Raw genomic sequence first — 21,377 nt, 5'->3', positions numbered from 1 at the left:
TTATATTAATGAGTTATCCTTAAGCTTCTTTTACAGAGATAAGGTGAGAAACTTTGTTGATCATACCAAGAATAGCAGGAGTTTCTTCCTTAACTACAGTTGAATTCAACTTTTTAAGACCTAAAGCTTCTACCGTCGCACGTTGATCTTGTGGACGACCAATTACACTACGAGTGAGGGTAATTTCTAACTTTTTCGCCATTTGTTTTCCCTCCTTAACCTAGTAGCTCTTCTACAGATTTACCGCGTAATTTTGCAACATCTTCAGCGCGCTTAAGTTCGCTTAATCCGTTCACAGTAGCGCGAATCATGTTGATTGGTGTGTTAGAACCAAGAGATTTCGAAAGAATATCTTGTACACCAGCTAATTCTAGTACCGCACGAACAGGTCCACCAGCAATAACACCAGTACCCTCAGCAGCAGGTTTTAAGAATACTTCACCAGCTCCAAAATGACCGTTGATTGTGTGAGGAATTGTTGTACCAACTAATGGTACAGCGATTAGGTTTTTCTTAGCGTCTTCGATAGCTTTGCGGATTGCGTCTGGTACCTCTTGTGCTTTACCAGTACCGAATCCAACATGACCGTTTTTATCGCCAACTACAACTAGTGCAGCAAAGCGGAAACGACGACCACCCTTAACAACTTTCGCGACACGATTTATCGTAACTACACGTTCTTCAAGTTCTAATTTACTTGGGTCAATGCGTTGCATCAATTTTCCCTCCTTTGACCATTAAAATTGTAATCCAGCCTCACGAGCAGCTTCAGCTAGAGCTTTAACACGGCCATGGTATAAGTAACCACCGCGATCAAATACTACTTCTTTAACGCCTTTCTCTACAGCACGCTTAGCAACTGATTCTCCAACTTTCGTAGCAGCTTCAGTATTGCTAGTACCGTTAAGAGCAAGGTCTTTATCAAGAGTAGATGCACTTACTAATGTTACACCATTTACATCATCAATAACTTGAGCGTAAATATGTTGGTTAGAACGGTACACGTTTAAACGTGGACGTTCTGCAGTACCAGTAAGTTTAGCACGTACACGTGCATGTCTTTTCTTACGAGTCGCATTTTTAGCAGCTTTAGTGATCATTCTTGTCACTCCTTTCTTTCACCTAACGGGTTTACTTAGCAGTTTTACCTTCTTTACGACGAACAACTTCGCCTTCGTAACGAATACCTTTACCTTTATATGGTTCAGGAGCACGTACAGCGCGGATGTTAGCAGCAAATTCGCCAACACGTTGCTTGTCGATACCTTTAATTACGATTTTAGTTGGTACAGGTACTTCAACTTCAAGTCCTGCTTCTGGAGTCATTTCTACTGGATGAGAATAACCTACGCTTAAAACAAGTTTATCTCCTTGTTTTTGAGCACGGTAACCAACACCGACTAATTCAAGTCCGCGTACGAAACCTGTAGTTACACCTTCAACCATGTTTCCGATTAAAGCACGAGTTGTACCGTGTAATGCACGGTGTTCCTTCTGTTCAGATGGACGCTCAACTGTTAGTGTATTTTCTTCAATTTTGATAGACATATCAGTTTTGAAAGTACGAGTTAATTCACCTTTAGGGCCTTTTACTGTTACAGTATTGTCTTCTGCAACTGTAATAGTAACACCTGCAGGGATTTCAAGAATCTTTTTACCAATACGAGACATGTGGTCACACCTCCGTTCGTTTTAAATATATATTACCAAACGTATGCTACTACTTCTCCACCAGTTTGTAATTGACGAGCGTCTTTGTCTGTCATTACTCCCTTAGATGTAGAAACAAGAGCGATACCTAATCCGTTAAGTACACGTGGTACTTCATCAGCTTTTGCGTAAACGCGTAAGCCAGGTTTACTGATACGTTTTAATCCAGTGATTACACGTTCATTGTTTGCACCATATTTCAGGAAAATACGAAGGATACCTTGTTTGTTATCCCCAATGTATTCTACATCACGAATGAAACCTTCACGTTTTAAAAGTTCAGCGATCTCTTTTTTGATTTTAGAAGCAGGAACCTCTAATTTCTCATGACGTACCATGTTCGCATTACGGATGCGAGTAAGCATGTCTGCAATTGGATCTGTCATCACCATGTGTTTTACCTCCTTCCCATTTGTGGGTTTTACCAACTAGCTTTTTTAACACCAGGAATTTGACCTTTATATGCAAGTTCACGGAAACAAATACGGCAAAGCTTAAATTTGCGGTATACAGAATGCGGACGACCGCAGCGTTCGCAACGTGTATACTCTTGTACTTTAAACTTAGGAGTACGCTTTTGTTTCGCGATCATAGATTTTTTAGCCACGTTTTCGCCTCCTCTACTTAGCGTTGGCTTCCATTATTTTTGGAATGGCATACCGAATTGTGTTAAAAGTTCACGAGCTTCTTCATCAGTTTTCGCTGTAGTAACGATTACGATGTCCATACCGCGGACTTTACTTACTTTATCATAATCAATCTCAGGGAAAATTAGTTGCTCTTTAACACCTAATGTGTAGTTCCCACGACCATCGAATGATTTCTTAGAAACACCACGGAAATCACGTACACGTGGTAAAGAAACTGATACTAATTTGTCGAAGAACTCATACATTTGTTGTCCGCGTAAAGTTACTTTCGCACCGATTGGCATACCTTCACGAAGACGGAAACCAGCGATTGATTTTTTAGCGCGAGTTACAACAGGTTTTTGACCTGCGATTTGCGTTAATTCTTCTACTGCATTGTCTAAAGCTTTTGAGTTAGATACCGCGTCACCAACACCAGTGTTGATTACGATCTTTTCGATTTTCGGTACTTCCATCACAGATTTATAGTTAAACTTGCTCATTAGAGCAGGAGTAATTTCCTTTTGGAACTTCTCTTTAAGGCGATTCAATGAAGTGACCTCCTTTCTTAAGAAAATTATTTATCTAATAATTCACCAGATTTTTTTGCAATACGAACTTTTTTACCATCTTCTACTTTGAAGCCTACGCGAGTAGGTTCGCCTGTTTTCGGATCTAATACCATAACATTAGAAACGTGAATAGGTGCTTCTTTCGTAATAATTCCACCTTGTGGATTTAATTGAGATGGCTTAGAGTGTTTTTTAACGATGTTAACACCCTCAACGATAACACGGTTTTGCTTTGGGAAAGCCACAAGGATAACGCCTTGTTTTCCTTTGTCTTTACCAGTGATTACCTGAACTTTATCACCTTTTTTTACATGCATCTTAATTCTGCACCTCCTTAGCAAGGCAATACCTTAAATTATAGAACTTCTGGAGCTAAAGAAACGATCTTCATGAAGTTGCTATCACGTAATTCACGAGCTACTGGTCCGAAGATACGAGTACCACGTGGGCTCTTATCGTCTTTGATGATAACCGCTGCGTTTTCATCAAATTTAATATAAGAACCGTCCGGACGACGAGCTCCGCTCTTCGTACGTACCACTACTGCCTTAACAACGTCACCTTTTTTAACAACGCCACCTGGTGTTGCTTGTTTTACCGTAGCAACGATAATATCACCAATATTAGCATATTTACGACCAGAGCCGCCTAATACTTTAATTGTTAAAAGTTCACGTGCACCAGAGTTGTCAGCAACTTTCAAACGAGATTCTTGTTGGATCATGTTATGAAACCTCCCTTCGGACTAAAAATTCCGATTCGTCTATTTAGATAACAACCGCTTCTTCAACGATTTCAACTAAACGGAAACGCTTAGTAGCAGAAAGCGGGCGAGTTTCCATGATTTTAACGATATCGCCAAGTTTTGCTTGGTTTTGCTCATCATGGGCTTTGTACTTTTTAGAATACTTAACACGTTTTCCGTACAAGGAATGAGTTTTGTAAGTTTCAACTAAAACTGTAATCGTTTTGTCCATTTTATCAGACACAACACGACCAGTATAAACTTTGCGTTGGTTACGTTCGCTCACTATGCAAACCTCCCCTCAATTTATCGATTAATTCCGATCTCTCTTTCACAAACTACAGTTTTCATACGAGCAATCGCTTTACGCACTTCACGGATGCGAGTTGGATTCTCTAATTGTCCTGTAGCAAGTTGGAAGCGAAGATTGAACAATTCTTCCTTTAAAGCTTTAACTTTTGTTTCGATTTCGGCAGTGGTTAATTCACGAATATCATTAGTTTTCATTAGATTCACCACCATTTTCTTCACGTTTTACGAACTTACATTTCACAGGTAGTTTGTGAGCTGCAAGACGTAATGCTTCGCGTGCTACCTCTTCAGATACACCCGCGATTTCAAACATAATTTTCCCAGGTTTTACTACTGCTACCCAGCCTTCTGGTGCCCCTTTACCGGAACCCATACGTACTTCTAGAGGTTTTGCAGTGTAAGGTTTAGAAGGGAAAATTTTAATCCATACTTTACCGCCACGTTTCATGTAACGAGTCATTGCACGACGAGCAGCTTCGATTTGACGGTTTGTAATCCATGAAGCAGCTTGTGCTTGTAAACCGAATTCACCGAAAGCAATTTCAGTTCCACCTTTTGCACGACCACGCATTTTACCACGATGCTCTCTACGATATTTTACGCGTTTTGGCATTAACATATTATTTTCCTCCTTCCTCAGAAGCTTTCTTTTTTGTAGGAAGGACTTCTCCACGGTAGATCCATACTTTTACGCCTAATTTACCGTATGTTGTATCAGCTTCAACTGCTGCATAGTCAATATCAGCGCGAAGTGTATGAAGTGGAACAGTTCCTTCACTGTAAGATTCTGCACGAGCGATATCAGCCCCGCCAAGACGACCAGAAACCTGTGTTTTAATACCTTTTGCTCCTGCACGCATAGCACGTTGAATAACTTGCTTTTGTGCACGACGGAATGATACACGGTTTTCTAATTGACGAGCGATGTTTTCGCCCACTAATTTAGCGTTAAGATCAGCTCTCTTAACTTCTAAAATGTTAATGTGTACACGCTTGCCTGTTAATTGGTTAAGAGCTTTACGAAGTGCTTCAACTTCAGTACCACCTTTACCAATTACCATACCAGGTTTTGCAGTGTGAATTGTAACATTTACACGATTTGCTGCACGTTCGATTTCTACTTTAGCAACAGCAGAATCTTTTAAGCGTACAGTAATGTACTCACGGATTTTGATGTCTTCATGTAATAACGTAGCATAATCTTTCTCAGCGAACCAACGAGATTCCCAGTCGCGGATAATACCGACACGAAGACCAATTGGATTAACCTTCTGACCCATCGATTATCCCTCCTTCTTTTCTGATACCACAACTGTGATGTGGCTTGTGCGTTTGTTAATTTGGCTTGCACGACCCATTGCACGTGGACGGAAACGTTTCAACGTTGGACCTTCGTCAACGAAGACTTTTTCAACAACTAGGTTGTTAATATCCATCTCATAATTGTGCTCTGCATTTGCGATTGCAGATTTTAAAACTTTTTCTACAACTGGAGAAGCAGTTTTTGGTGTGTGGTTAAGGATAGCAATCGCTTCACCCACTTGCTTACCTCGGATTAAGTCTACTACTAAACGAACCTTACGAGGAGCAATACGAACTGTTCTCACTACTGCTTTAGCTTGCATTGAAGTGCCTCCTCTCATTATCTTCTAGTTTTCTTATCGTCAGCAAGGTGACCTTTATACGTACGAGTTGGTGCGAATTCACCTAACTTATGGCCAACCATATCCTCAGTGATGTACACAGGTACGTGTTTACGACCATCATATACAGCAATTGTATGTCCGATGAACTGAGGGAAGATTGTTGAACGGCGAGACCAAGTTTTAACAACTTGTTTTTGCTCAGATGCAACTAATTTTTCCATTTTGTTCATTAAGTGATCATCGACAAATGGTCCTTTTTTTAAGCTACGAGCCATTTTGGTGCCTCCCTTCGTGATTGGCGTACGGTTCTTGAAATGAACCGTACTACAATCCCATTATTTTTTACGACGACGAACGATAAATTTATCAGACGCTTTGTTTTTCTTACGAGTCTTGAATCCAAGAGTTGGTTTACCCCATGGAGACATTGGAGACTTACGTCCGATTGGAGAGCGTCCTTCACCACCACCGTGTGGGTGATCAACCGGGTTCATTACAGAACCACGAACTGTTGGGCGCTTACCTAACCAGCGAGAGCGACCTGCTTTACCGATTTTGATAAGTTCGTGTTGTTCGTTACCAACTTGACCGATTGAAGCGCGACAAGCAGATAATACTAAACGTACTTCACCAGAAGTTAAACGTACAAGTACGTATTTTCCTTCTTTACCAAGTACTTGAGCAGACGTACCAGCAGAACGGACTAATTGTCCTCCACGACCAGGCTTAAGCTCGATATTATGAACAACAGTACCTACTGGAATGTTGATTAATGGTAATGCGTTACCGATTTTAATGTCAGCTTCAGGGCCAGACATAACTTCCATACCTACTTCTAAAGTTTTAGGAGCAAGAATGTAACGTTTTTCACCGTCAACGTAGTTAATTAATGCGATATTCGCAGAGCGGTTTGGATCGTATTCGATCGTAGCAACGCGTCCTGGAATTCCATCTTTGTTACGCTTAAAGTCGATGATACGGTATTGACGCTTATGTCCGCCACCTTGATGACGTACAGTAATTTTACCTTGGTTATTACGACCAGCCTTTTTGCTTAAAGGAGCAAGTAAAGACTTTTCTGGTCTGTCAGTCGTGATTTCAGCGAAATCATTCGTAGTCATGTTACGACGACCGTTAGTAGTTGGATTATACTTTTTAATTCCCATCTCAATTTCCCTCCTTCTTTAGTAAGAATTAAACGCCTTGGAAGATTTCGATTTCTTTGCTGTCAGCAGTTAGCTTAACGATTGCTTTACGACGACGGCTAGTAAAACCAGCGTGACGACCAACACGTTTTGCTTTCGGCTTGTAGTTCATGATATTTACTTTGTCTACATTAACACCAAAGATCGCTTCTATAGCGTCTTTAACCTCTGTTTTATTAGATTTAACGTCCACGTCGAACGTGTATTTTTTTTCAGCCATCATTTCCATAGAACGTTCAGTGATAACTGGGCGCTTAATGATATCACGAGGATCTCTCATTATGCAAGCACCTCCTCTACTTTTTCCACTGCCGCTTTTGTCATGATTAGCTTATCATGATGAAGCACATCTAGCACGTTTACGCCATCAGCAGTGATTACTGTTACTCCAGGGATATTGCGAGCAGATAACTCTACAGATTCGTTTGCATCAGCAGTTACGATAAGAGCTTTCTTCTCAACAGTTAATCCTTTAAGTACTGCTACCATGTCTTTTGTTTTTGGTGCATTTAACACTAGGTCCTCAAGAACTACAATGTTGTTCTCAACTACTTTAGTAGCTAATGCAGATTTGATTGCTAAACGACGAACTTTCTTAGGAAGTTTGTACGCATAGCTTCTTGGTGTAGGTCCGAATACCGTACCACCACCACGCCATTGAGGAGAGCGGATAGAACCTTGACGAGCACGTCCAGTTCCTTTTTGACGCCATGGTTTACGACCACCACCACGAACTTCAGAGCGAGTTTTTACTTTGTGTGTACCTTGACGTAAAGATGCACGTTGCATCATTACAGCTTCAAATAGTACAGCTTCATTTGGTTCGATACCGAAAATAGCTTCAGCTAATTCGATTTCACCAACCTGTGAACCAGTTTGGTTATATACAGTAACTTTTGGCATTGGAATTCCTCCTTCCTATTGTGAATTATTTGCTAACCTTCACAGCGCCTTGAACAACTACAAGAGATTTCTTAGCACCTGGAACGTTACCTTTTACTAGTAATAAGTTGCGCTCAGTGTCAACTTGAACGATTTCTAAGTTTTGGATAGTAACTTGGTCTCCACCCATACGTCCAGCAAGTTTTTTGCCTTTGAATACACGGTTCGGAGCAACTGGCCCCATTGAACCTGGACGACGGTGATAGCGAGAACCATGAGACATAGGTCCGCGAGATTGTCCGTGGCGTTTAATAACACCTTGGAAACCTTTACCTTTAGAAATTCCTGTTACGTCAACGATTTCACCTGCAGCGAAAACTTCAACTTTTACCTCTTGACCAACCTCTAATCCGTCCACGTCTGCATCGCGGATTTCGCGAATGAAGCGCTTAGGAGTTGTAGATGCTTTAGCAGTGTGGCCTTGTTCAGGTTTGTTAGTTAACTTTTCACGTTTATCTTCAAATCCTAACTGAATTGCGTTGTAGCCATCAGTTTCAGTTGTTTTCTTTTGAAGAACAACGTTTGGATTAGCAGCGATTACCGTTACTGGGATTAACTCACCGTTCTCAGCAAATACTTGAGTCATACCGATCTTTCTTCCTAAGATTCCTTTGGTCATGAGTTACACCTCCTACATTTTTAAGTTATATGAATTATAGTTTGATTTCGATATCTACACCAGATGGTAAATCTAAACGCATTAATGAATCTACTGTTTGCGGAGTAGGACTCACGATGTCGATTAGACGTTTGTGTGTGCGCATTTCGAATTGTTCACGAGAATCTTTGTACTTATGAACAGCACGAAGAATTGTGTAAATAGTCTTCTCAGTTGGTAATGGGATCGGACCAGAAACTGTTGCCCCAGAACGCTTAGCTGTTTCTACAATTTTCTCAGCTGATTGATCAAGAATACGGTGATCATAAGCTTTTAAACGGATACGAATTTTTTCTTTTGCCATTATTTTCCCTCCTTCGTTCGCCTATTTCTAAAATAGACCTTCTCCATGGAAATTTCCCCACACCATGCCATGGCAAAGCGGCCGGGTGTGTCAGCAACCTTCCACTTCATCGCAGTCAAAGACCAACATTGTCTATTATACAATGTTATTCGTCTAGATGCAAGCATCTTTTTGTTCGCATCTGCTTTTCTCTACTTTTGCTATTATACATGGCACTTTAAAGAATATCAAGTTTTCATCTACTCTTATTCAACTTACAGTTTTTGGGTGTTATTTTCGTTTTATATACTATAGAAGAAACTCATCCAAAAATAGAAAATACATCTCTTTCTTCTATAGTAATAAGCAATAAAAAAACTCAAGGGAGAATCCCTTGAGTTTTTAATAATCTAATTAAAGACTACTCAGCAACGATTGTAGCAACTACACCGTAACCTACTGTACGTCCACCTTCACGAATAGAGAATTTAGTTCCCTCTTCGATAGCGATTGGAGCGATAAGTTCGATAGTCATTTCGATGTTGTCACCAGGCATTACCATTTCAGTACCTTCTGGTAATTGGATGATACCAGTTACGTCAGTTGTACGGAAGTAGAACTGTGGACGGTAGTTAGCGAAGAATGGAGTATGACGTCCACCTTCTTCTTTAGATAATACGAAAACCTCAGCTTTGAATTTAGCGTGTGCTTTTACAGAGCCAGTTTTAGCAAGAACTTGTCCACGTTGGATGTCTTCACGAGCAACCCCACGAAGTAGAGCACCGATGTTGTCTCCAGCTTGAGCTTGGTCAAGAAGCTTACGGAACATTTCTACACCAGTTACAGTTGTAGTAGCATTCTCTTCAGCAAGACCGATGATTTCTACTACGTCACCAACTTTAACGATTCCACGCTCAACACGACCAGTTGCAACTGTACCACGACCTGTGATAGAGAATACATCCTCGATAGGCATTAAGAATGGTTTGTCAGTTTCACGTTCTGGAGTTGGGATGTAAGCATCAACTTCAGTCATTAATTCGATGATTTTTTCTTCCCACTCAGCTTCTCCTTGAAGAGCTTTAAGAGCAGAACCTTTAATTACAGGAATATCGTCGCCTGGGAATCCGTATTCAGATAATAGGTCGCGAACTTCCATTTCTACTAATTCTAATAATTCTTCGTCATCTACCATGTCGCATTTGTTTAAGAATACAACGATGTAAGGAACACCTACTTGACGAGAAAGAAGGATATGCTCACGTGTTTGAGGCATTGGACCATCAGCAGCAGATACTACTAAGATACCGCCGTCCATTTGAGCAGCACCAGTGATCATGTTTTTAACATAGTCAGCATGACCTGGGCAGTCAACGTGTGCATAGTGACGAGTTTCAGTTTCGTACTCAACGTGTGCAGTTGAGATTGTGATTCCGCGCTCTCTTTCTTCTGGAGCAGCGTCGATTTGATCGTATCCGCGTGCTTCAGCACCACCAGCTTTTGCAAGAACTGTAGTGATCGCAGCAGTTAATGTAGTTTTACCATGGTCAACGTGGCCGATTGTACCGATGTTAACATGGGGTTTAGAACGTTCGAATTTAGCTTTAGCCATTCTAAATTCCTCCTTAGTTTATATGGGTTATTTTATATTTAGACTAGAAAGTGAAACTTGCGTCTCACTTTCTAAGCTTACATAAGTAGTTATACTTGAACAATCGATAAAAATCAATTATTCACCTTTATTTTTTTTAATAATTTCTTCAGAAACAGACTTCGGTACTTCTTCATAATGATCAAATGTCATTGAGAATGTTCCGCGTCCTTGAGTGTTAGAACGTAATGCCGTTGCATAACCGAACATTTCAGAAAGTGGAACCATAGCGCGAACAACTTGAGCGTTACCGCGAGCTTCCATACCTTCTACACGTCCACGACGAGATGTTACGTCGCCCATAATGTCACCCATGTACTCTTCAGGAATTACAACTTCAACTTTCATCATTGGCTCAAGAATTACTGGGCTACATTTAGAAACCGCAGCTTTAAGCGCCATAGATGCAGCGATTTTGAACGCCATCTCAGATGAATCGACATCATGGTAAGATCCGTCAACTAACGCAGCTTTGATGTCAACTAGTGGGTAACCAGCTAGTACACCATTTTTAAGTGAGTCTTCAAGACCCGCTCCAACAGCTGGGATGTATTCACGTGGAACTACACCGCCGACGATTTTGTTTTGGAATTCAAAACCTTTACCTTCTTCATTAGGTTCAAACTCAATCCAAACGTGACCGAATTGTCCACGACCACCAGATTGACGAGCGAACTTACCTTCAACTTTCGCAGCAGCGCGGAAAGTCTCACGGTATGCTACCTGAGGAGCACCAACGTTTGCTTCCACTTTGAATTCACGGCGCATACGGTCAACGATGATATCAAGGTGAAGTTCACCCATACCAGCGATGATTGTTTGGCCAGTTTCTTGGTCAGTGTGAGCACGGAATGTTGGATCTTCTTCAGAAAGCTTAGATAATGCTGTACCCATTTTATCTTGGTCAGCTTTAGATTTTGGTTCGATAGCTACAGAGATAACTGGTTCTGGGAATTCCATAGACTCAAGGATAACAAGGCTCTTCTCGTCACAAAGAGTATCACCAGTAGTAGTATCTTTTAAACCTACAGCAGCAGCGATATCACCAGCGTAAACTGTTGAAATCTCTTCACGGCTGTTAGCGTGCATTTGTAGGATACGACCTACACGCTCACGCTTACCTTTAGTTGAGTTTTTCACGTATGATCCAGAGTTTAACACACCAGAGTACACACGGAAGAACGTTAACTTACCAACATAAGGATCAGTCATGATTTTGAATGCTAAAGCTGCGAATGGTTCTTCATCGCTAGACTTACGCTCGATAGCTTCATCTGTATCCGGAAGAGTACCTTTAATAGCAGGTACATCTAATGGAGATGGTAGGTAGTCGATAACTGCGTCTAACAGAATTTGAACACCTTTATTTTTGAATGCAGAACCACAGATTACTGGGAAGAATTCTACAGAAGTTGTAGCCTTACGGATACCAGCTTTAAGCTCTTCTACAGTGATTTCTTCACCTTCTAGGTACTTCATCATCATTTCTTCATCAAGCTCAGCTACCGCTTCAATAAGTTTTCCACGGTATTCTTCAGCTAATTCTTTATGCTCTTCAGGAATTTCGACACGCTCGATGTCTGTTCCTAAATCGTTAGCGTACATGTAAGCACACTCTTCAACAAGGTCAATGATACCATTGAACTCATCTTCAGCACCGATTGGTAACTGAATTGGATGTGCGTTTGCTTGTAAACGATCGTGGATTGTTCCTACAGAGTATAAGAAATCTGCACCAATCTTATCCATTTTGTTAACGAATACGATACGAGGTACACCATAAGTAGTAGCCTGACGCCAAACAGTTTCTGTTTGTGGTTCTACACCAGATTGTGCATCAAGTACTGCTACTGCGCCATCAAGTACGCGTAAAGAACGTTCTACTTCTACTGTGAAATCTACGTGTCCTGGAGTGTCAATGATATTTACACGGTGACCTTTCCATTGTGCTGTAGTTGCAGCAGAAGTAATTGTGATACCACGTTCTTGCTCTTGCTCCATCCAGTCCATCTGAGATGCACCTTCATGAGTTTCACCGATTTTATGAATACGTCCTGTGTAATACAGAATACGCTCAGTTGCTGTTGTTTTACCAGCATCGATGTGAGCCATGATACCAATATTACGAGTGTTTTCTAAAGAGAACTCTCTAGTCATTTGGTGTCTTGCTCCTTCCATATATGGATTGGATTATTTTATTTTAAGTAGCAAAAAAGCCACTTTATATTGTTACATATGCCAGTGTCCAGTACCCTCATTATGTAAAACGAGCGCCCAACGAAAGGGAGAGGCATTCTCCCTCTCCACACTTCCATAAGCGACAAATAAAGCGGTTTATGCTTACATTTATTTTACGTTGAATCCTACCAACGGTAATGAGCAAATGCTTTGTTAGCTTCTGCCATTTTATGAGTGTCTTCACGTTTCTTAACAGATGCACCAGCGTTGTTAGCTGCATCTAAGATTTCGTAAGCTAGACGCTCTTCCATAGTTTTTTCACCACGAAGACGAGCATAGTTTACTAACCAGCGAAGACCTAAAGTTGTACGGCGTTCTGGACGAACCTCAACTGGAACTTGGTAGTTAGCACCACCAACACGACGAGCGCGTACTTCAAGAACAGGCATGATGTTCTTAAGAGCTTGCTCGAATACTTCCATTGGTTCTTTATCTGAACGTTCACGAACGATATCGAAAGCGTTATAAAGAATTGTTTGAGATTTACCTTTTTTACCGTCAACCATCATTTTGTTGATTAGGCGTGTTACAAGTTTAGAATTGTACATTGGATCTGGTAACACGTCACGTTTCGCAACAGGTCCTTTACGAGGCATATTGAGTTCCTCCTTTCATTATAAGTTTATTATTTTTTAGCAGGTTTTGGTCGCTTAGTACCATATTTAGAACGTCCTTGCATACGTTTGTCAACACCAGCTGTATCAAGCGCACCACGAACGATGTGGTAACGTACCCCTGGTAAATCCTTTACTCGACCACCGCGAATTAATACTACGCTATGCTCTTGTAGGTTATGACCGATACCTGGGATGTAAGCTGTAACTTCAATACCGTTTGTTAAACGTACACGAGCGTATTTACGTAACGCTGAGTTCGGTTTCTTCGGAGTCATTGTACCAACACGAGTACACACACCACGTTTTTGAGGTGCAGAGATATCAGTTGATTTTTTCTTTAAAGAATTAAAACCTTTGTTTAACGCAGGTGATTTAGACTTCCATACTTTATCAGTACGACCATTTCTCACTAATTGGTTAATAGTAGGCATTTGATTATCCTCCCTTCGCATGTTTGTATGACCACATATCCAGGTGGTTCATTATTAGTTGAAAACAAAGTTTTTGCAAGGAAGAGCAAATGCTCTCTCCTCACAAAAACAGTTTTAACTTATTATTCCTATTGCTGAAGCTCCCACTTGAATCCCCGAAACTTTTCCAAGCTTACGAACTGATTCAACTTTGGTTATGGGTATGTTATGTTGCAAGGCAGTACGAATGATAACATGGGTTAACCGCACATCAGCATCTTCCGCAATAACAACTTCTTTAACTATACCATTTTTGATTGCTTCCAATGTTCGTTTATGACCAACGACTACATTTTCAGCATTTGACACTTTTTGATAAGACATTTAAATATCCTCCAAAGCATCATTCAGGAGCAACCTTGATTATAGTAACATTTTGTCTCATACAATGTCAACTAGGATCAGCTGTTTTTATACAAAATTTACGACGGAAAATTTTACTGTTCCACATAAACTTCATCGTTTTCTACATTCATGTTATCTTGTGTTGTTTTTACAAGATCCACTTTGCGATAACGATTCATACCTGTTCCAGCAGGAACAAGCTTACCGATAATAACATTCTCTTTCAATCCTAGAAGCTCATCGCGTTTACCCTTAATTGCTGCATCTGTTAGAACACGAGTTGTTTCTTGGAATGACGCCGCAGATAAGAACGAATCTGTCTCAAGTGAAGCTTTTGTAATACCAAGTAGAACCGGTCTAGCCGTTGCTGGTTGTTTACCTTTCAGTAACACCTTCGCATTCGCATCAGTAAACTGATGGATATCTAGTAATGTTCCTGGTAATACATCTGTTTCACCCGCATCACTTACACGAACTTTACGTAGCATTTGACGTACCATTACTTCTACGTGTTTGTCACCAATTTCTACCCCTTGCATACGGTATACTTTTTGAACTTCACGTAATAAGTATTCTTGAACTGCTGTAATGTCCGTTACTTTTAGTAATTCCTTCGGATCAATAGAACCTTCTGTTAACTCTTTACCGTGGCTAATTGGCTGTCCTAGAGTTACTTTCAGACGAGCACCGTAAGGAATAGCATACGTACGAGCTTCAACTTCACCCTGTACAACTACTTCTTGGCGATCTTTAACATCGTTGATCGCTGCGATAACACCGTCAATTTCACTGATAACTGCCTGACCCTTCGGATTACGAGCTTCGAAGATCTCTTGGATACGAGGTAAACCTTGTGTGATATCATCTCCGGCAACCCCACCTGTATGGAACGTACGCATCGTTAACTGTGTACCTGGCTCACCGATAGATTGAGCTGCGATAATACCTACCGCTTCTCCTACTTCTACGTCTGTACCAGTTGCTAAGTTACGACCGTAACACTTCTTACATACACCATGGCGAGTATTACACGTAAACGCTGAACGAATGTTTACAGTTTCAACACCCGACTTTTCAACGATATGAGCAATATCTTCAGTAATTAATTGATTTTCAACAACTAATACTTCACCTGTTTCAGGATGTTTTACAGTTTTTCTTGCAAAACGTCCAACAAGACGATCATATAGTGACTCAATAACTTCATTACCCTCTTTAATCGCACCAATTAGTAAACCGCGATCTGTTCCACAATCATCTTGACGAACAATTACATCTTGTGCAACGTCTACAAGACGACGTGTTAAGTAACCAGAATCGGCAGTTTTAAGTGCTGTATCGGCAAGACCTTTACGCGCACCATGCGTAGAGATGAAGTACTCAAGTACTGTTAAACCTTCACGGAAACTCGATTTGATCGGAAGCTCAATGATACGACCAGATGGATTGGCCATCAGACCACGCATACCAGCAAGCTGAGTAAAGTTCGATGCGTTACCACGGGCACCGGAATCACTCATCATGAAGATTGGGTTGCGTTTATTCAAGGATTTCATCAGCTTTCCTTGGATAACATCTTTTGCATTACTCCAAATAGAGATAACGCGATCGTAACGTTCTTCTTCCGTGATTAAACCGCGACGGAATTGTTTAATTACATTATCTACTTTTGCTTGTGCTTCATGGAGAATTTCATCTTTTTCACCTAATACAAGAATATCTGATACCCCAACTGTAATACCAGCTTTTGTAGAGTATTTAAATCCTAAGTTTTTCATACGGTCAAGCATGCGAGACGTTTCTGTAATTTGGAAACGTTTGAATACTTCCGCAATAATATTACCAAGGATTTTCTTGCTAAATGGTGCCACTTCTTCGCGACTAGCAATAATTTCTTTAATGTTCGCACCTTTTTCAACGAAATATTCCGCTGGTGTTTCTTTTTCAAGGTTTGAGTTTGTTGGTTCATTAATATAAGGGAACGACTCTGGTAAGATTTCGTTAAATATTAATTTACCAACTGTTGTTAATAGAAGCTTACTCTTTTGCTCTTCAGTAAACGTTACATTATTTACCGAACTCGCAGCAACTGCAACACGTGTGTGCAGATGTACATATCCATTTTGGTATGCAAGTATTGCTTCGTTTGCATCTTTGAAGACCATACCTTCACCGATTGCACCCTCGCGCTCAAGTGTTAAGTAATAGTTACCTAATACCATATCCTGAGATGGAGTAACAACTGGTTTTCCGTCTTTTGGATTCAAGATGTTTTGTGCCGCTAACATAAGGATACGAGCTTCTGCTTGTGCCTCTGATGATAACGGAACGTGAACCGCCATTTGGTCACCGTCAAAGTCCGCGTTGTATGCAGTACATACAAGTGGGTGAAGACGGATTGCACGACCTTCTACTAGTGTAGGTTCAAACGCCTGGATACCAAGACGGTGAAGTGTTGGTGCGCGGTTTAGAAGTACTGGATGCTCTTTGATCACAGATTCTAAAACGTCCCAAACTTCAGGGTGTACACGCTCGATTTTACGTTTAGCACTCTTAATGTTGTGTGCTAATCCTTTTCCAACTAACTCTTTCATAACGAAAGGTTTAAACAATTCAAGTGCCATTTCTTTCGGCAATCCACATTGGTACATCTTTAAGTTCGGTCCTACAACGATTACAGAACGGCCAGAGTAGTCAACACGTTTACCTAATAAGTTTTGACGGAAACGTCCTTGTTTACCTTTAAGCATGTGAGATAGTGATTTTAATGGACGGTTACCTGGTCCAGTAACTGGACGGCCACGGCGACCATTATCGATTAATGCGTCTACAGCTTCTTGTAACATACGTTTTTCGTTTTGAACGATAATGCTTGGTGCACCTAAGTCCAATAGACGTTTTAAACGGTTGTTACGGTTAATTACACGACGATATAAGTCGTTTAAGTCAGAAGTAGCAAAACGTCCACCATCTAACTGTACCATTGGGCGTAGTTCTGGTGGGATAACTGGAAGAACCTCTAAGATCATCCAAGATGGGTGATTTCCAGAGTTACGGAATGCTTCTAATACTTCTAGACGTTTAATAGCACGAGTACGGCGTTGTCCTTGTGCTGTTTTTAATTCTTCTTTTAAGAAGTCTACTTCTTTATCTAAATCGATGTCTTGCAGTAATTTTTTAATCGCTTCTGCACCCATAGCAGCATGGAATGTACTGCCATATCGATCACGATATGCACGGTATTCTTTTTCAGAAAGTAATTGCTTCTTATCAAGTGGTGTATCTCCACTTTCTGTTACAACATAAGAAGCGAAATAAATTACTTCTTCAAGCGCGCGAGGGGACATGTCTAAGACAAGTCCCATGCGGCTCGGGATACCTTTGAAATACCAAATATGAGATACAGGAGCAGCTAATTCGATATGACCCATACGTTCACGACGAACTTTTGCACGCGTTACTTCAACGCCACATCGATCACAAACTACACCTTTATAACGTACACGTTTATATTTCCCGCAATGACATTCCCAGTCCTTTTGTGGTCCGAAAATACGCTCACAGAACAAGCCATCTTTTTCAGGCTTTAACGTACGATAGTTAATTGTTTCTGGTTTCTTAACTTCACCGTATGACCAAGAACGAATCTTGTCAGGTGAAGCAAGTCCAATCTTCATATATTCAAAGTTATTTACATCTATCAAGGGGCCTACCTCCCTTTTAGTCTACAGGTTATCCCAATTATTCCTTAGTTGTCTCAACTTCAACATTCAATTTATCTGCTGATTGATGATCATCGTCATCTTCCGTATCACGCATTTCAATTTCTGTATCGTTGATAGACATCATTTTAACGTCCATACCTAAACTTTGCAGTTCTTTAATCAATACTTTGAATGATTCAGGAACGCCTGGTTCTGGAACATTTTCACCTTTAACAATTGCTTCATACGTCTTAACACGTCCAATAACATCATCAGACTTCACTGTTAAGATTTCTTGAAGAGTATAAGCAGCACCATAAGCTTCAAGTGCCCAAACCTCCATCTCACCAAAACGCTGTCCACCGAACTGAGCTTTACCTCCAAGAGGTTGCTGCGTTACAAGTGAGTATGGTCCAGTAGAACGAGCATGAAGTTTATCGTCAACCATGTGCGCAAGTTTGATCATATACATGACACCAACAGATACACGGTTATCGAATGGCTCACCAGTACGTCCGTCATACAGGATTGTTTTCGCGTCATTTGCCATACCAGCTTCTTCAATTGTGCCCCATACATCTTCCTCACGAGCACCATCGAATACCGGTGTTGCAATGTGAATACCAAGGTATCTTGCCGCCATACCAAGATGAAGCTCTAATACCTGACCGATATTCATACGAGATGGTACCCCTAATGGGTTTAACATGATATCGATTGGCGTACCATCTGGTAAGTAAGGCATATCTTCTTCCGGTAAAATACGGGAGATAACACCTTTGTTACCATGACGACCAGCCATTTTGTCACCTTCAGAAATTTTACGCTTTTGAACGATATATGCACGTACAAGTTGATTCACGCCTGGTGGCAATTCATCGCCATCTTCACGGTTAAACACTTTTACGTCTAAGATAATACCGCCACCACCGTGTGGTACACGTAGTGATGTATCACGTACTTCACGTGCTTTTTCACCGAAGATTGCATGTAATAGACGTTCTTCTGCCGTTAATTCTGTTACACCTTTTGGCGTTACTTTACCAACAAGTAGATCTCCATCTTTTACTTCAGCACCGACGCGAATAATACCGCGCTCGTCAAGATTACGAAGTGCATCTTCTCCAACATTCGGGATATCACGTGTAATTTCTTCTGGTCCAAGCTTCGTATCACGAGCTTCTGATTCATATTCTTCAATATGGATAGAAGTGTACACATCATCTTTTACAAGGCGCTCACTCATGATGATCGCATCCTCATAGTTATAACCGTCCCATGTCATAAAGCCAACAAGCACGTTACGTCCAAGCGCCAGTTCACCTAGTTCCATAGAAGGACCATCCGCAAGGATTTCACCTTTTACAACTTGGTCTCCAACACTTACGATTGGACGTTGGTTGTAGCAAGTTCCTTGGTTAGAACGAATGAATTTTTGCATTTTGTAGCGATCTAAGTCGCCTTTTACTGTTTGACCGTCAACGTCTACATAGCGACGTACCCAAACTTCACGTGCTTCTACGCGCTCAACAACACCAGGCTGTTTACAGATTACTGCAGCACCTGAGTCTTTTGCTGATACGTACTCCATACCTGTACCTACAATCGGAGATTCCGGATTTATTAACGGAACCGCCTGACGTTGCATGTTCGCTCCCATAAGTGCGCGGTTAGAGTCATCGTTTTCTAAGAACGGAATACAAGCTGTCGCTGCCGACACTACTTGTTTTGGAGATACATCCATGTAGTCGATGCGTTCTTTATTTGTGACAATGTTTTCACCACGGAAACGAGCTACGATATCTTCATCAAGGAATTCCCCTACTTCAGATAATTTCATATTCGCTTGGGCTACAACATAGTTATCTTCTTCATCTGCTGTTAAATAATCAACCTGCCCTGTTACAAGACCAGTTTCTGGGTCAACACGACGGTATGGCGTTTCAATGAAACCAAACTCATTTACTTTCGCAAACGAAGATAATGAGTTAATCAAACCGATGTTTGGTCCCTCTGGCGTTTCAATTGGACACATACGACCATAGTGAGAGTAGTGAACGTCACGTACTTCAAAGCCTGCGCGCTCACGCGTTAAACCACCGGGTCCTAATGCAGATAGTCTTCGTTTGTGAGTTAACTCTGCTAATGGGTTTGTTTGATCCATGAACTGAGATAACTGAGAACTTCCGAAGAACTCTTTAATAGATGCAATAACCGGGCGAATGTTAATTAACGCTTGTGGTGTAATTGCATTTGTATCTTGAATCGACATTCTCTCACGAACAACACGTTCCATACGAGAAAGACCGATACGGAATTGGTTTTGTAGTAACTCTCCTACAGAACGCAGACGACGATTTCCTAAGTGGTCAATATCATCTGTATCCCCTACTTTATATAGCAAGTTAAAGAAGTAGCTAATAGAAGCAAGAATATCACCTGGTGTGATGTGTTTTATATCACGAGTAATATTTGCATTCCCAATTACGTTTATAGATCGTTCGCCTTCTGATTCTGGAGCATAAATCTTAATAGATTGCAGCTCAACATCGCCTGCTACCACTCCACCCATTGGTTTCGCTGTTTTGAATCCAATGTTTTTCTCTAAGTAAGGTAGAATGCGATCCAGTGTACGACGATCTAAGACTGTTCCTTCTGCCGCTAAAATTTCACCAGTTTCTGGATCCACCAGTGTTTCAGCTAAACGTTGGTTAAACAATCTGTTTTTAATGTGTAGCTTTTTGTTGATCTTATAGCGACCTACATTTGCTAAATCGTAGCGCTTTGGATCAAAGAAACGAGACACAAGTAAGCTCTTTGCATTTTCTACTGTTGGTGGTTCACCAGGGCGTAGACGCTCATAAATTTCAAGCAATGCTTTCTCTGTGCTATCTGTGTTGTCTTTTTCTAACGTATTGCTTAAGTATTCGTTATCACCTAAAAGCTCGGTGATTTCTTGATCAGAGCCAAACCCTAATGCGCGTAACAAAACAGTTACAGGAAGTTTACGCGTACGGTCAATACGCACATATACAACATCCTTAGCATCTGTTTCATACTCTAACCAAGCTCCGCGGTTTGGAATTACAGTAGCAGTAAAACCACGTTTTCCGTTTTTATCCACTTTGCCACTATAGTATACGCTTGGAGAGCGAACTAACTGGGAAACGATAACACGTTCTGCACCGTTAATTACGAATGTTCCAGTCTCTGTCATGAGTGGGAAATCTCCCATGAACACATCTTGTTCTTTTACTTCACCAGTTTCCTTGTTGATTAGACGCACTTTTACACGAAGTGGTGCTGCATACGTCACATCACGCTCTTTGCATTCTTCTACAGAGTATTTAGGTTCACCCAAGCTGTAGTCGATAAATTCAAGCGATAGATTTCCCGTAAAGTCTTCGATCGGAGAAATGTCTTGGAACATTTCTCGCAAACCCTCATCAAGAAACCACTGATAAGAAGAGGTTTGAATTTCGATAAGATTTGGTAACTCTAATACTTCACTAATACGGGCATAACTTCTTCGTTGGCGGTGGCGTCCGTATTGAACTAGTTGACCTGTCAACTGCTTCACCCCTCAAATCATGAGTATTATAAATGCACAAAAAAATTTGTGCAAAATCACAAATAAATACAACTACTGC

Annotated in this window: 27 protein-coding genes; all 27 read right to left on the bottom strand. The window is 40.9% G+C overall.

Features of this window, described 5'->3' with window-relative positions; translation table 11 throughout:
• Positions 1–19: 19 nt before the first annotated feature.
• Positions 20–202: a 50S ribosomal protein L30 gene (rpmD, locus tag MKY90_RS00755; protein ID WP_002009757.1), complete on the bottom strand. Its 183-nt coding sequence runs from the start codon at positions 200–202 to the stop codon at positions 20–22.
• A 13-nt stretch (positions 203–215) separates the two neighbouring features.
• Complete coding sequence (rpsE, locus tag MKY90_RS00750) at positions 216–716, bottom strand: 30S ribosomal protein S5 (protein ID WP_002009759.1); 501 nt, start codon at positions 714–716, stop codon at positions 216–218.
• Positions 717–737: 21 nt separating this feature from the next.
• Positions 738–1,100, bottom strand: a complete 363-nt coding sequence (gene rplR / locus MKY90_RS00745; protein ID WP_002009761.1) for a 50S ribosomal protein L18 — start codon at positions 1,098–1,100, stop codon at positions 738–740.
• A 31-nt stretch (positions 1,101–1,131) separates the two neighbouring features.
• Positions 1,132–1,671 carry a 50S ribosomal protein L6 gene (rplF, locus tag MKY90_RS00740; RefSeq protein WP_002009762.1) on the bottom strand — a complete coding sequence of 180 codons (540 nt, stop codon included), beginning with the start codon at positions 1,669–1,671 and terminating at the stop codon, positions 1,132–1,134.
• A gap of 32 nt (positions 1,672–1,703) precedes the next feature.
• Positions 1,704–2,102, bottom strand: coding sequence for a 30S ribosomal protein S8 (rpsH, locus tag MKY90_RS00735; protein WP_002009764.1), 399 nt, complete (start codon positions 2,100–2,102; stop codon positions 1,704–1,706).
• A gap of 29 nt (positions 2,103–2,131) precedes the next feature.
• On the bottom strand, positions 2,132–2,317 hold the full coding sequence (gene rpsN / locus MKY90_RS00730) for a 30S ribosomal protein S14 (protein ID WP_001085700.1): 186 nt from the start codon (positions 2,315–2,317) through the stop codon (positions 2,132–2,134).
• 33 nt (positions 2,318–2,350) lie between these two features.
• Entirely contained in the window at positions 2,351–2,890 is a 540-nt protein-coding gene (gene rplE, locus MKY90_RS00725) for a 50S ribosomal protein L5 (RefSeq protein WP_002091528.1), read from the bottom strand.
• A gap of 26 nt (positions 2,891–2,916) precedes the next feature.
• Positions 2,917–3,228 (bottom strand): 50S ribosomal protein L24, encoded by a 312-nt coding sequence (gene rplX, locus MKY90_RS00720; protein WP_000558201.1) that lies wholly within the window; start codon positions 3,226–3,228, stop codon positions 2,917–2,919.
• A gap of 38 nt (positions 3,229–3,266) precedes the next feature.
• Entirely contained in the window at positions 3,267–3,635 is a 369-nt protein-coding gene (gene rplN, locus MKY90_RS00715; RefSeq protein WP_000615912.1) for a 50S ribosomal protein L14, read from the bottom strand.
• A gap of 43 nt (positions 3,636–3,678) precedes the next feature.
• On the bottom strand, positions 3,679–3,942 hold the full coding sequence (gene rpsQ / locus MKY90_RS00710; RefSeq protein WP_002091526.1) for a 30S ribosomal protein S17: 264 nt from the start codon (positions 3,940–3,942) through the stop codon (positions 3,679–3,681).
• Positions 3,943–3,962: 20 nt separating this feature from the next.
• Positions 3,963–4,163, bottom strand: coding sequence for a 50S ribosomal protein L29 (rpmC, locus tag MKY90_RS00705; protein WP_002091523.1), 201 nt, complete (start codon positions 4,161–4,163; stop codon positions 3,963–3,965).
• Entirely contained in the window at positions 4,153–4,587 is a 435-nt protein-coding gene (gene rplP / locus MKY90_RS00700) for a 50S ribosomal protein L16 (protein WP_000928969.1), read from the bottom strand. The genes rpmC and rplP overlap by 11 nt, the downstream gene beginning before the upstream one ends.
• A 1-nt stretch (position 4,588) precedes the next feature.
• Entirely contained in the window at positions 4,589–5,248 is a 660-nt protein-coding gene (gene rpsC / locus MKY90_RS00695) for a 30S ribosomal protein S3 (protein WP_002009771.1), read from the bottom strand.
• Positions 5,249–5,251: 3 nt separating this feature from the next.
• The gene (gene rplV, locus MKY90_RS00690) at positions 5,252–5,593 is read right to left on the bottom strand and encodes a 50S ribosomal protein L22 (RefSeq protein ID WP_002009773.1); all 342 of its coding nucleotides are present in this window, start codon (positions 5,591–5,593) and stop codon (positions 5,252–5,254) included.
• Positions 5,594–5,610: 17 nt separating this feature from the next.
• Entirely contained in the window at positions 5,611–5,889 is a 279-nt protein-coding gene (gene rpsS / locus MKY90_RS00685) for a 30S ribosomal protein S19 (RefSeq protein ID WP_000124452.1), read from the bottom strand.
• Positions 5,890–5,949: 60 nt separating this feature from the next.
• Positions 5,950–6,780 (bottom strand): 50S ribosomal protein L2, encoded by an 831-nt coding sequence (gene rplB, locus MKY90_RS00680; protein ID WP_000511584.1) that lies wholly within the window; start codon positions 6,778–6,780, stop codon positions 5,950–5,952.
• Positions 6,781–6,808: 28 nt separating this feature from the next.
• On the bottom strand, positions 6,809–7,099 hold the full coding sequence (gene rplW, locus MKY90_RS00675) for a 50S ribosomal protein L23 (RefSeq protein ID WP_001205557.1): 291 nt from the start codon (positions 7,097–7,099) through the stop codon (positions 6,809–6,811).
• Positions 7,099–7,722, bottom strand: a complete 624-nt coding sequence (gene rplD / locus MKY90_RS00670) for a 50S ribosomal protein L4 (RefSeq protein ID WP_001127261.1) — start codon at positions 7,720–7,722, stop codon at positions 7,099–7,101. The genes rplW and rplD overlap by 1 nt, the downstream gene beginning before the upstream one ends.
• 25 nt (positions 7,723–7,747) lie before the next feature.
• A complete protein-coding gene (rplC, locus tag MKY90_RS00665) occupies positions 7,748–8,380 on the bottom strand; it encodes a 50S ribosomal protein L3 (protein ID WP_000160209.1) in 633 nt (210 codons plus the stop codon).
• Positions 8,381–8,414: 34 nt separating this feature from the next.
• Positions 8,415–8,723: a 30S ribosomal protein S10 gene (gene rpsJ, locus MKY90_RS00660; RefSeq protein WP_001040595.1), complete on the bottom strand. Its 309-nt coding sequence runs from the start codon at positions 8,721–8,723 to the stop codon at positions 8,415–8,417.
• 400 nt (positions 8,724–9,123) lie between these two features.
• Complete coding sequence (gene tuf / locus MKY90_RS00655; protein WP_002009778.1) at positions 9,124–10,314, bottom strand: elongation factor Tu; 1,191 nt, start codon at positions 10,312–10,314, stop codon at positions 9,124–9,126.
• Positions 10,315–10,431: 117 nt separating this feature from the next.
• On the bottom strand, positions 10,432–12,510 hold the full coding sequence (fusA, locus tag MKY90_RS00650) for an elongation factor G (RefSeq protein WP_002113318.1): 2,079 nt from the start codon (positions 12,508–12,510) through the stop codon (positions 10,432–10,434).
• A gap of 206 nt (positions 12,511–12,716) precedes the next feature.
• Positions 12,717–13,187 (bottom strand): 30S ribosomal protein S7, encoded by a 471-nt coding sequence (gene rpsG, locus MKY90_RS00645; protein ID WP_001137492.1) that lies wholly within the window; start codon positions 13,185–13,187, stop codon positions 12,717–12,719.
• 29 nt (positions 13,188–13,216) lie between these two features.
• Complete coding sequence (rpsL, locus tag MKY90_RS00640; protein WP_001142341.1) at positions 13,217–13,639, bottom strand: 30S ribosomal protein S12; 423 nt, start codon at positions 13,637–13,639, stop codon at positions 13,217–13,219.
• 114 nt (positions 13,640–13,753) lie between these two features.
• Positions 13,754–14,002, bottom strand: coding sequence for a 50S ribosomal protein L7ae-like protein (locus tag MKY90_RS00635; RefSeq protein ID WP_000121833.1), 249 nt, complete (start codon positions 14,000–14,002; stop codon positions 13,754–13,756).
• Between the two features lie 113 nt (positions 14,003–14,115).
• Positions 14,116–17,727 (bottom strand): DNA-directed RNA polymerase subunit beta', encoded by a 3,612-nt coding sequence (gene rpoC / locus MKY90_RS00630; protein WP_002009783.1) that lies wholly within the window; start codon positions 17,725–17,727, stop codon positions 14,116–14,118.
• A gap of 37 nt (positions 17,728–17,764) precedes the next feature.
• The gene (gene rpoB / locus MKY90_RS00625) at positions 17,765–21,298 is read right to left on the bottom strand and encodes a DNA-directed RNA polymerase subunit beta (protein WP_002113316.1); all 3,534 of its coding nucleotides are present in this window, start codon (positions 21,296–21,298) and stop codon (positions 17,765–17,767) included.
• Between the last annotated feature and the right edge of the window lie 79 nt (positions 21,299–21,377).

It is taken from the genome of Bacillus sp. FSL P2-0099 (assembly GCF_038007445.1).
In the GTDB taxonomy this organism is placed as follows: Bacteria; Bacillota; Bacilli; order Bacillales; family Bacillaceae_G; genus Bacillus_A; species Bacillus_A mycoides.
The sequence above is the reverse complement of the archived record's forward strand: the minus strand, read 5'-3'. Positions and strand labels throughout refer to the sequence as shown.

Excerpts from the sequence above, each read along its gene's own strand:
- rplN (WP_000615912.1), bottom strand. The coding sequence starts at position 3,635 with ATGATCCAACAAGAATCTCGTTTGAAAGTTGCTGACAACTCTGGTGCA.
- rpsL (WP_001142341.1), bottom strand. The coding sequence starts at position 13,639 with ATGCCTACTATTAACCAATTAGTGAGAAATGGTCGTACTGATAAAGTA.
- rpsJ (WP_001040595.1), bottom strand. The coding sequence starts at position 8,723 with ATGGCAAAAGAAAAAATTCGTATCCGTTTAAAAGCTTATGATCACCGT.
- rpsE (WP_002009759.1), bottom strand. The coding sequence starts at position 716 with ATGCAACGCATTGACCCAAGTAAATTAGAACTTGAAGAACGTGTAGTT.
- rplP (WP_000928969.1), bottom strand. The coding sequence starts at position 4,587 with ATGTTAATGCCAAAACGCGTAAAATATCGTAGAGAGCATCGTGGTAAA.
- rplF (WP_002009762.1), bottom strand. The coding sequence starts at position 1,671 with ATGTCTCGTATTGGTAAAAAGATTCTTGAAATCCCTGCAGGTGTTACT.
- rplR (WP_002009761.1), bottom strand. The coding sequence starts at position 1,100 with ATGATCACTAAAGCTGCTAAAAATGCGACTCGTAAGAAAAGACATGCA.
- rpsG (WP_001137492.1), bottom strand. The coding sequence starts at position 13,187 with ATGCCTCGTAAAGGACCTGTTGCGAAACGTGACGTGTTACCAGATCCA.
- rplX (WP_000558201.1), bottom strand. The coding sequence starts at position 3,228 with ATGCATGTAAAAAAAGGTGATAAAGTTCAGGTAATCACTGGTAAAGAC.
- rpsC (WP_002009771.1), bottom strand. The coding sequence starts at position 5,248 with ATGGGTCAGAAGGTTAATCCAATTGGTCTTCGTGTCGGTATTATCCGC.
- rpmC (WP_002091523.1), bottom strand. The coding sequence starts at position 4,163 with ATGAAAACTAATGATATTCGTGAATTAACCACTGCCGAAATCGAAACA.
- rpsH (WP_002009764.1), bottom strand. The coding sequence starts at position 2,102 with ATGGTGATGACAGATCCAATTGCAGACATGCTTACTCGCATCCGTAAT.
- rplV (WP_002009773.1), bottom strand. The coding sequence starts at position 5,593 with ATGCAAGCTAAAGCAGTAGTGAGAACAGTTCGTATTGCTCCTCGTAAG.
- rplW (WP_001205557.1), bottom strand. The coding sequence starts at position 7,099 with ATGAGAGATCCTCGTGATATCATTAAGCGCCCAGTTATCACTGAACGT.
- tuf (WP_002009778.1), bottom strand. The coding sequence starts at position 10,314 with ATGGCTAAAGCTAAATTCGAACGTTCTAAACCCCATGTTAACATCGGT.
- rpsS (WP_000124452.1), bottom strand. The coding sequence starts at position 5,889 with ATGGCTCGTAGCTTAAAAAAAGGACCATTTGTCGATGATCACTTAATG.
- rplD (WP_001127261.1), bottom strand. The coding sequence starts at position 7,722 with ATGCCAAAAGTTACTGTATATAACCAAACTGGTTCACAGGTTGGTGAA.
- rplB (WP_000511584.1), bottom strand. The coding sequence starts at position 6,780 with ATGGGAATTAAAAAGTATAATCCAACTACTAACGGTCGTCGTAACATG.
- rpmD (WP_002009757.1), bottom strand. The coding sequence starts at position 202 with ATGGCGAAAAAGTTAGAAATTACCCTCACTCGTAGTGTAATTGGTCGT.
- MKY90_RS00635 (WP_000121833.1), bottom strand. The coding sequence starts at position 14,002 with ATGTCTTATCAAAAAGTGTCAAATGCTGAAAATGTAGTCGTTGGTCAT.
- fusA (WP_002113318.1), bottom strand. The coding sequence starts at position 12,510 with ATGACTAGAGAGTTCTCTTTAGAAAACACTCGTAATATTGGTATCATG.
- rplC (WP_000160209.1), bottom strand. The coding sequence starts at position 8,380 with ATGACCAAAGGAATCTTAGGAAGAAAGATCGGTATGACTCAAGTATTT.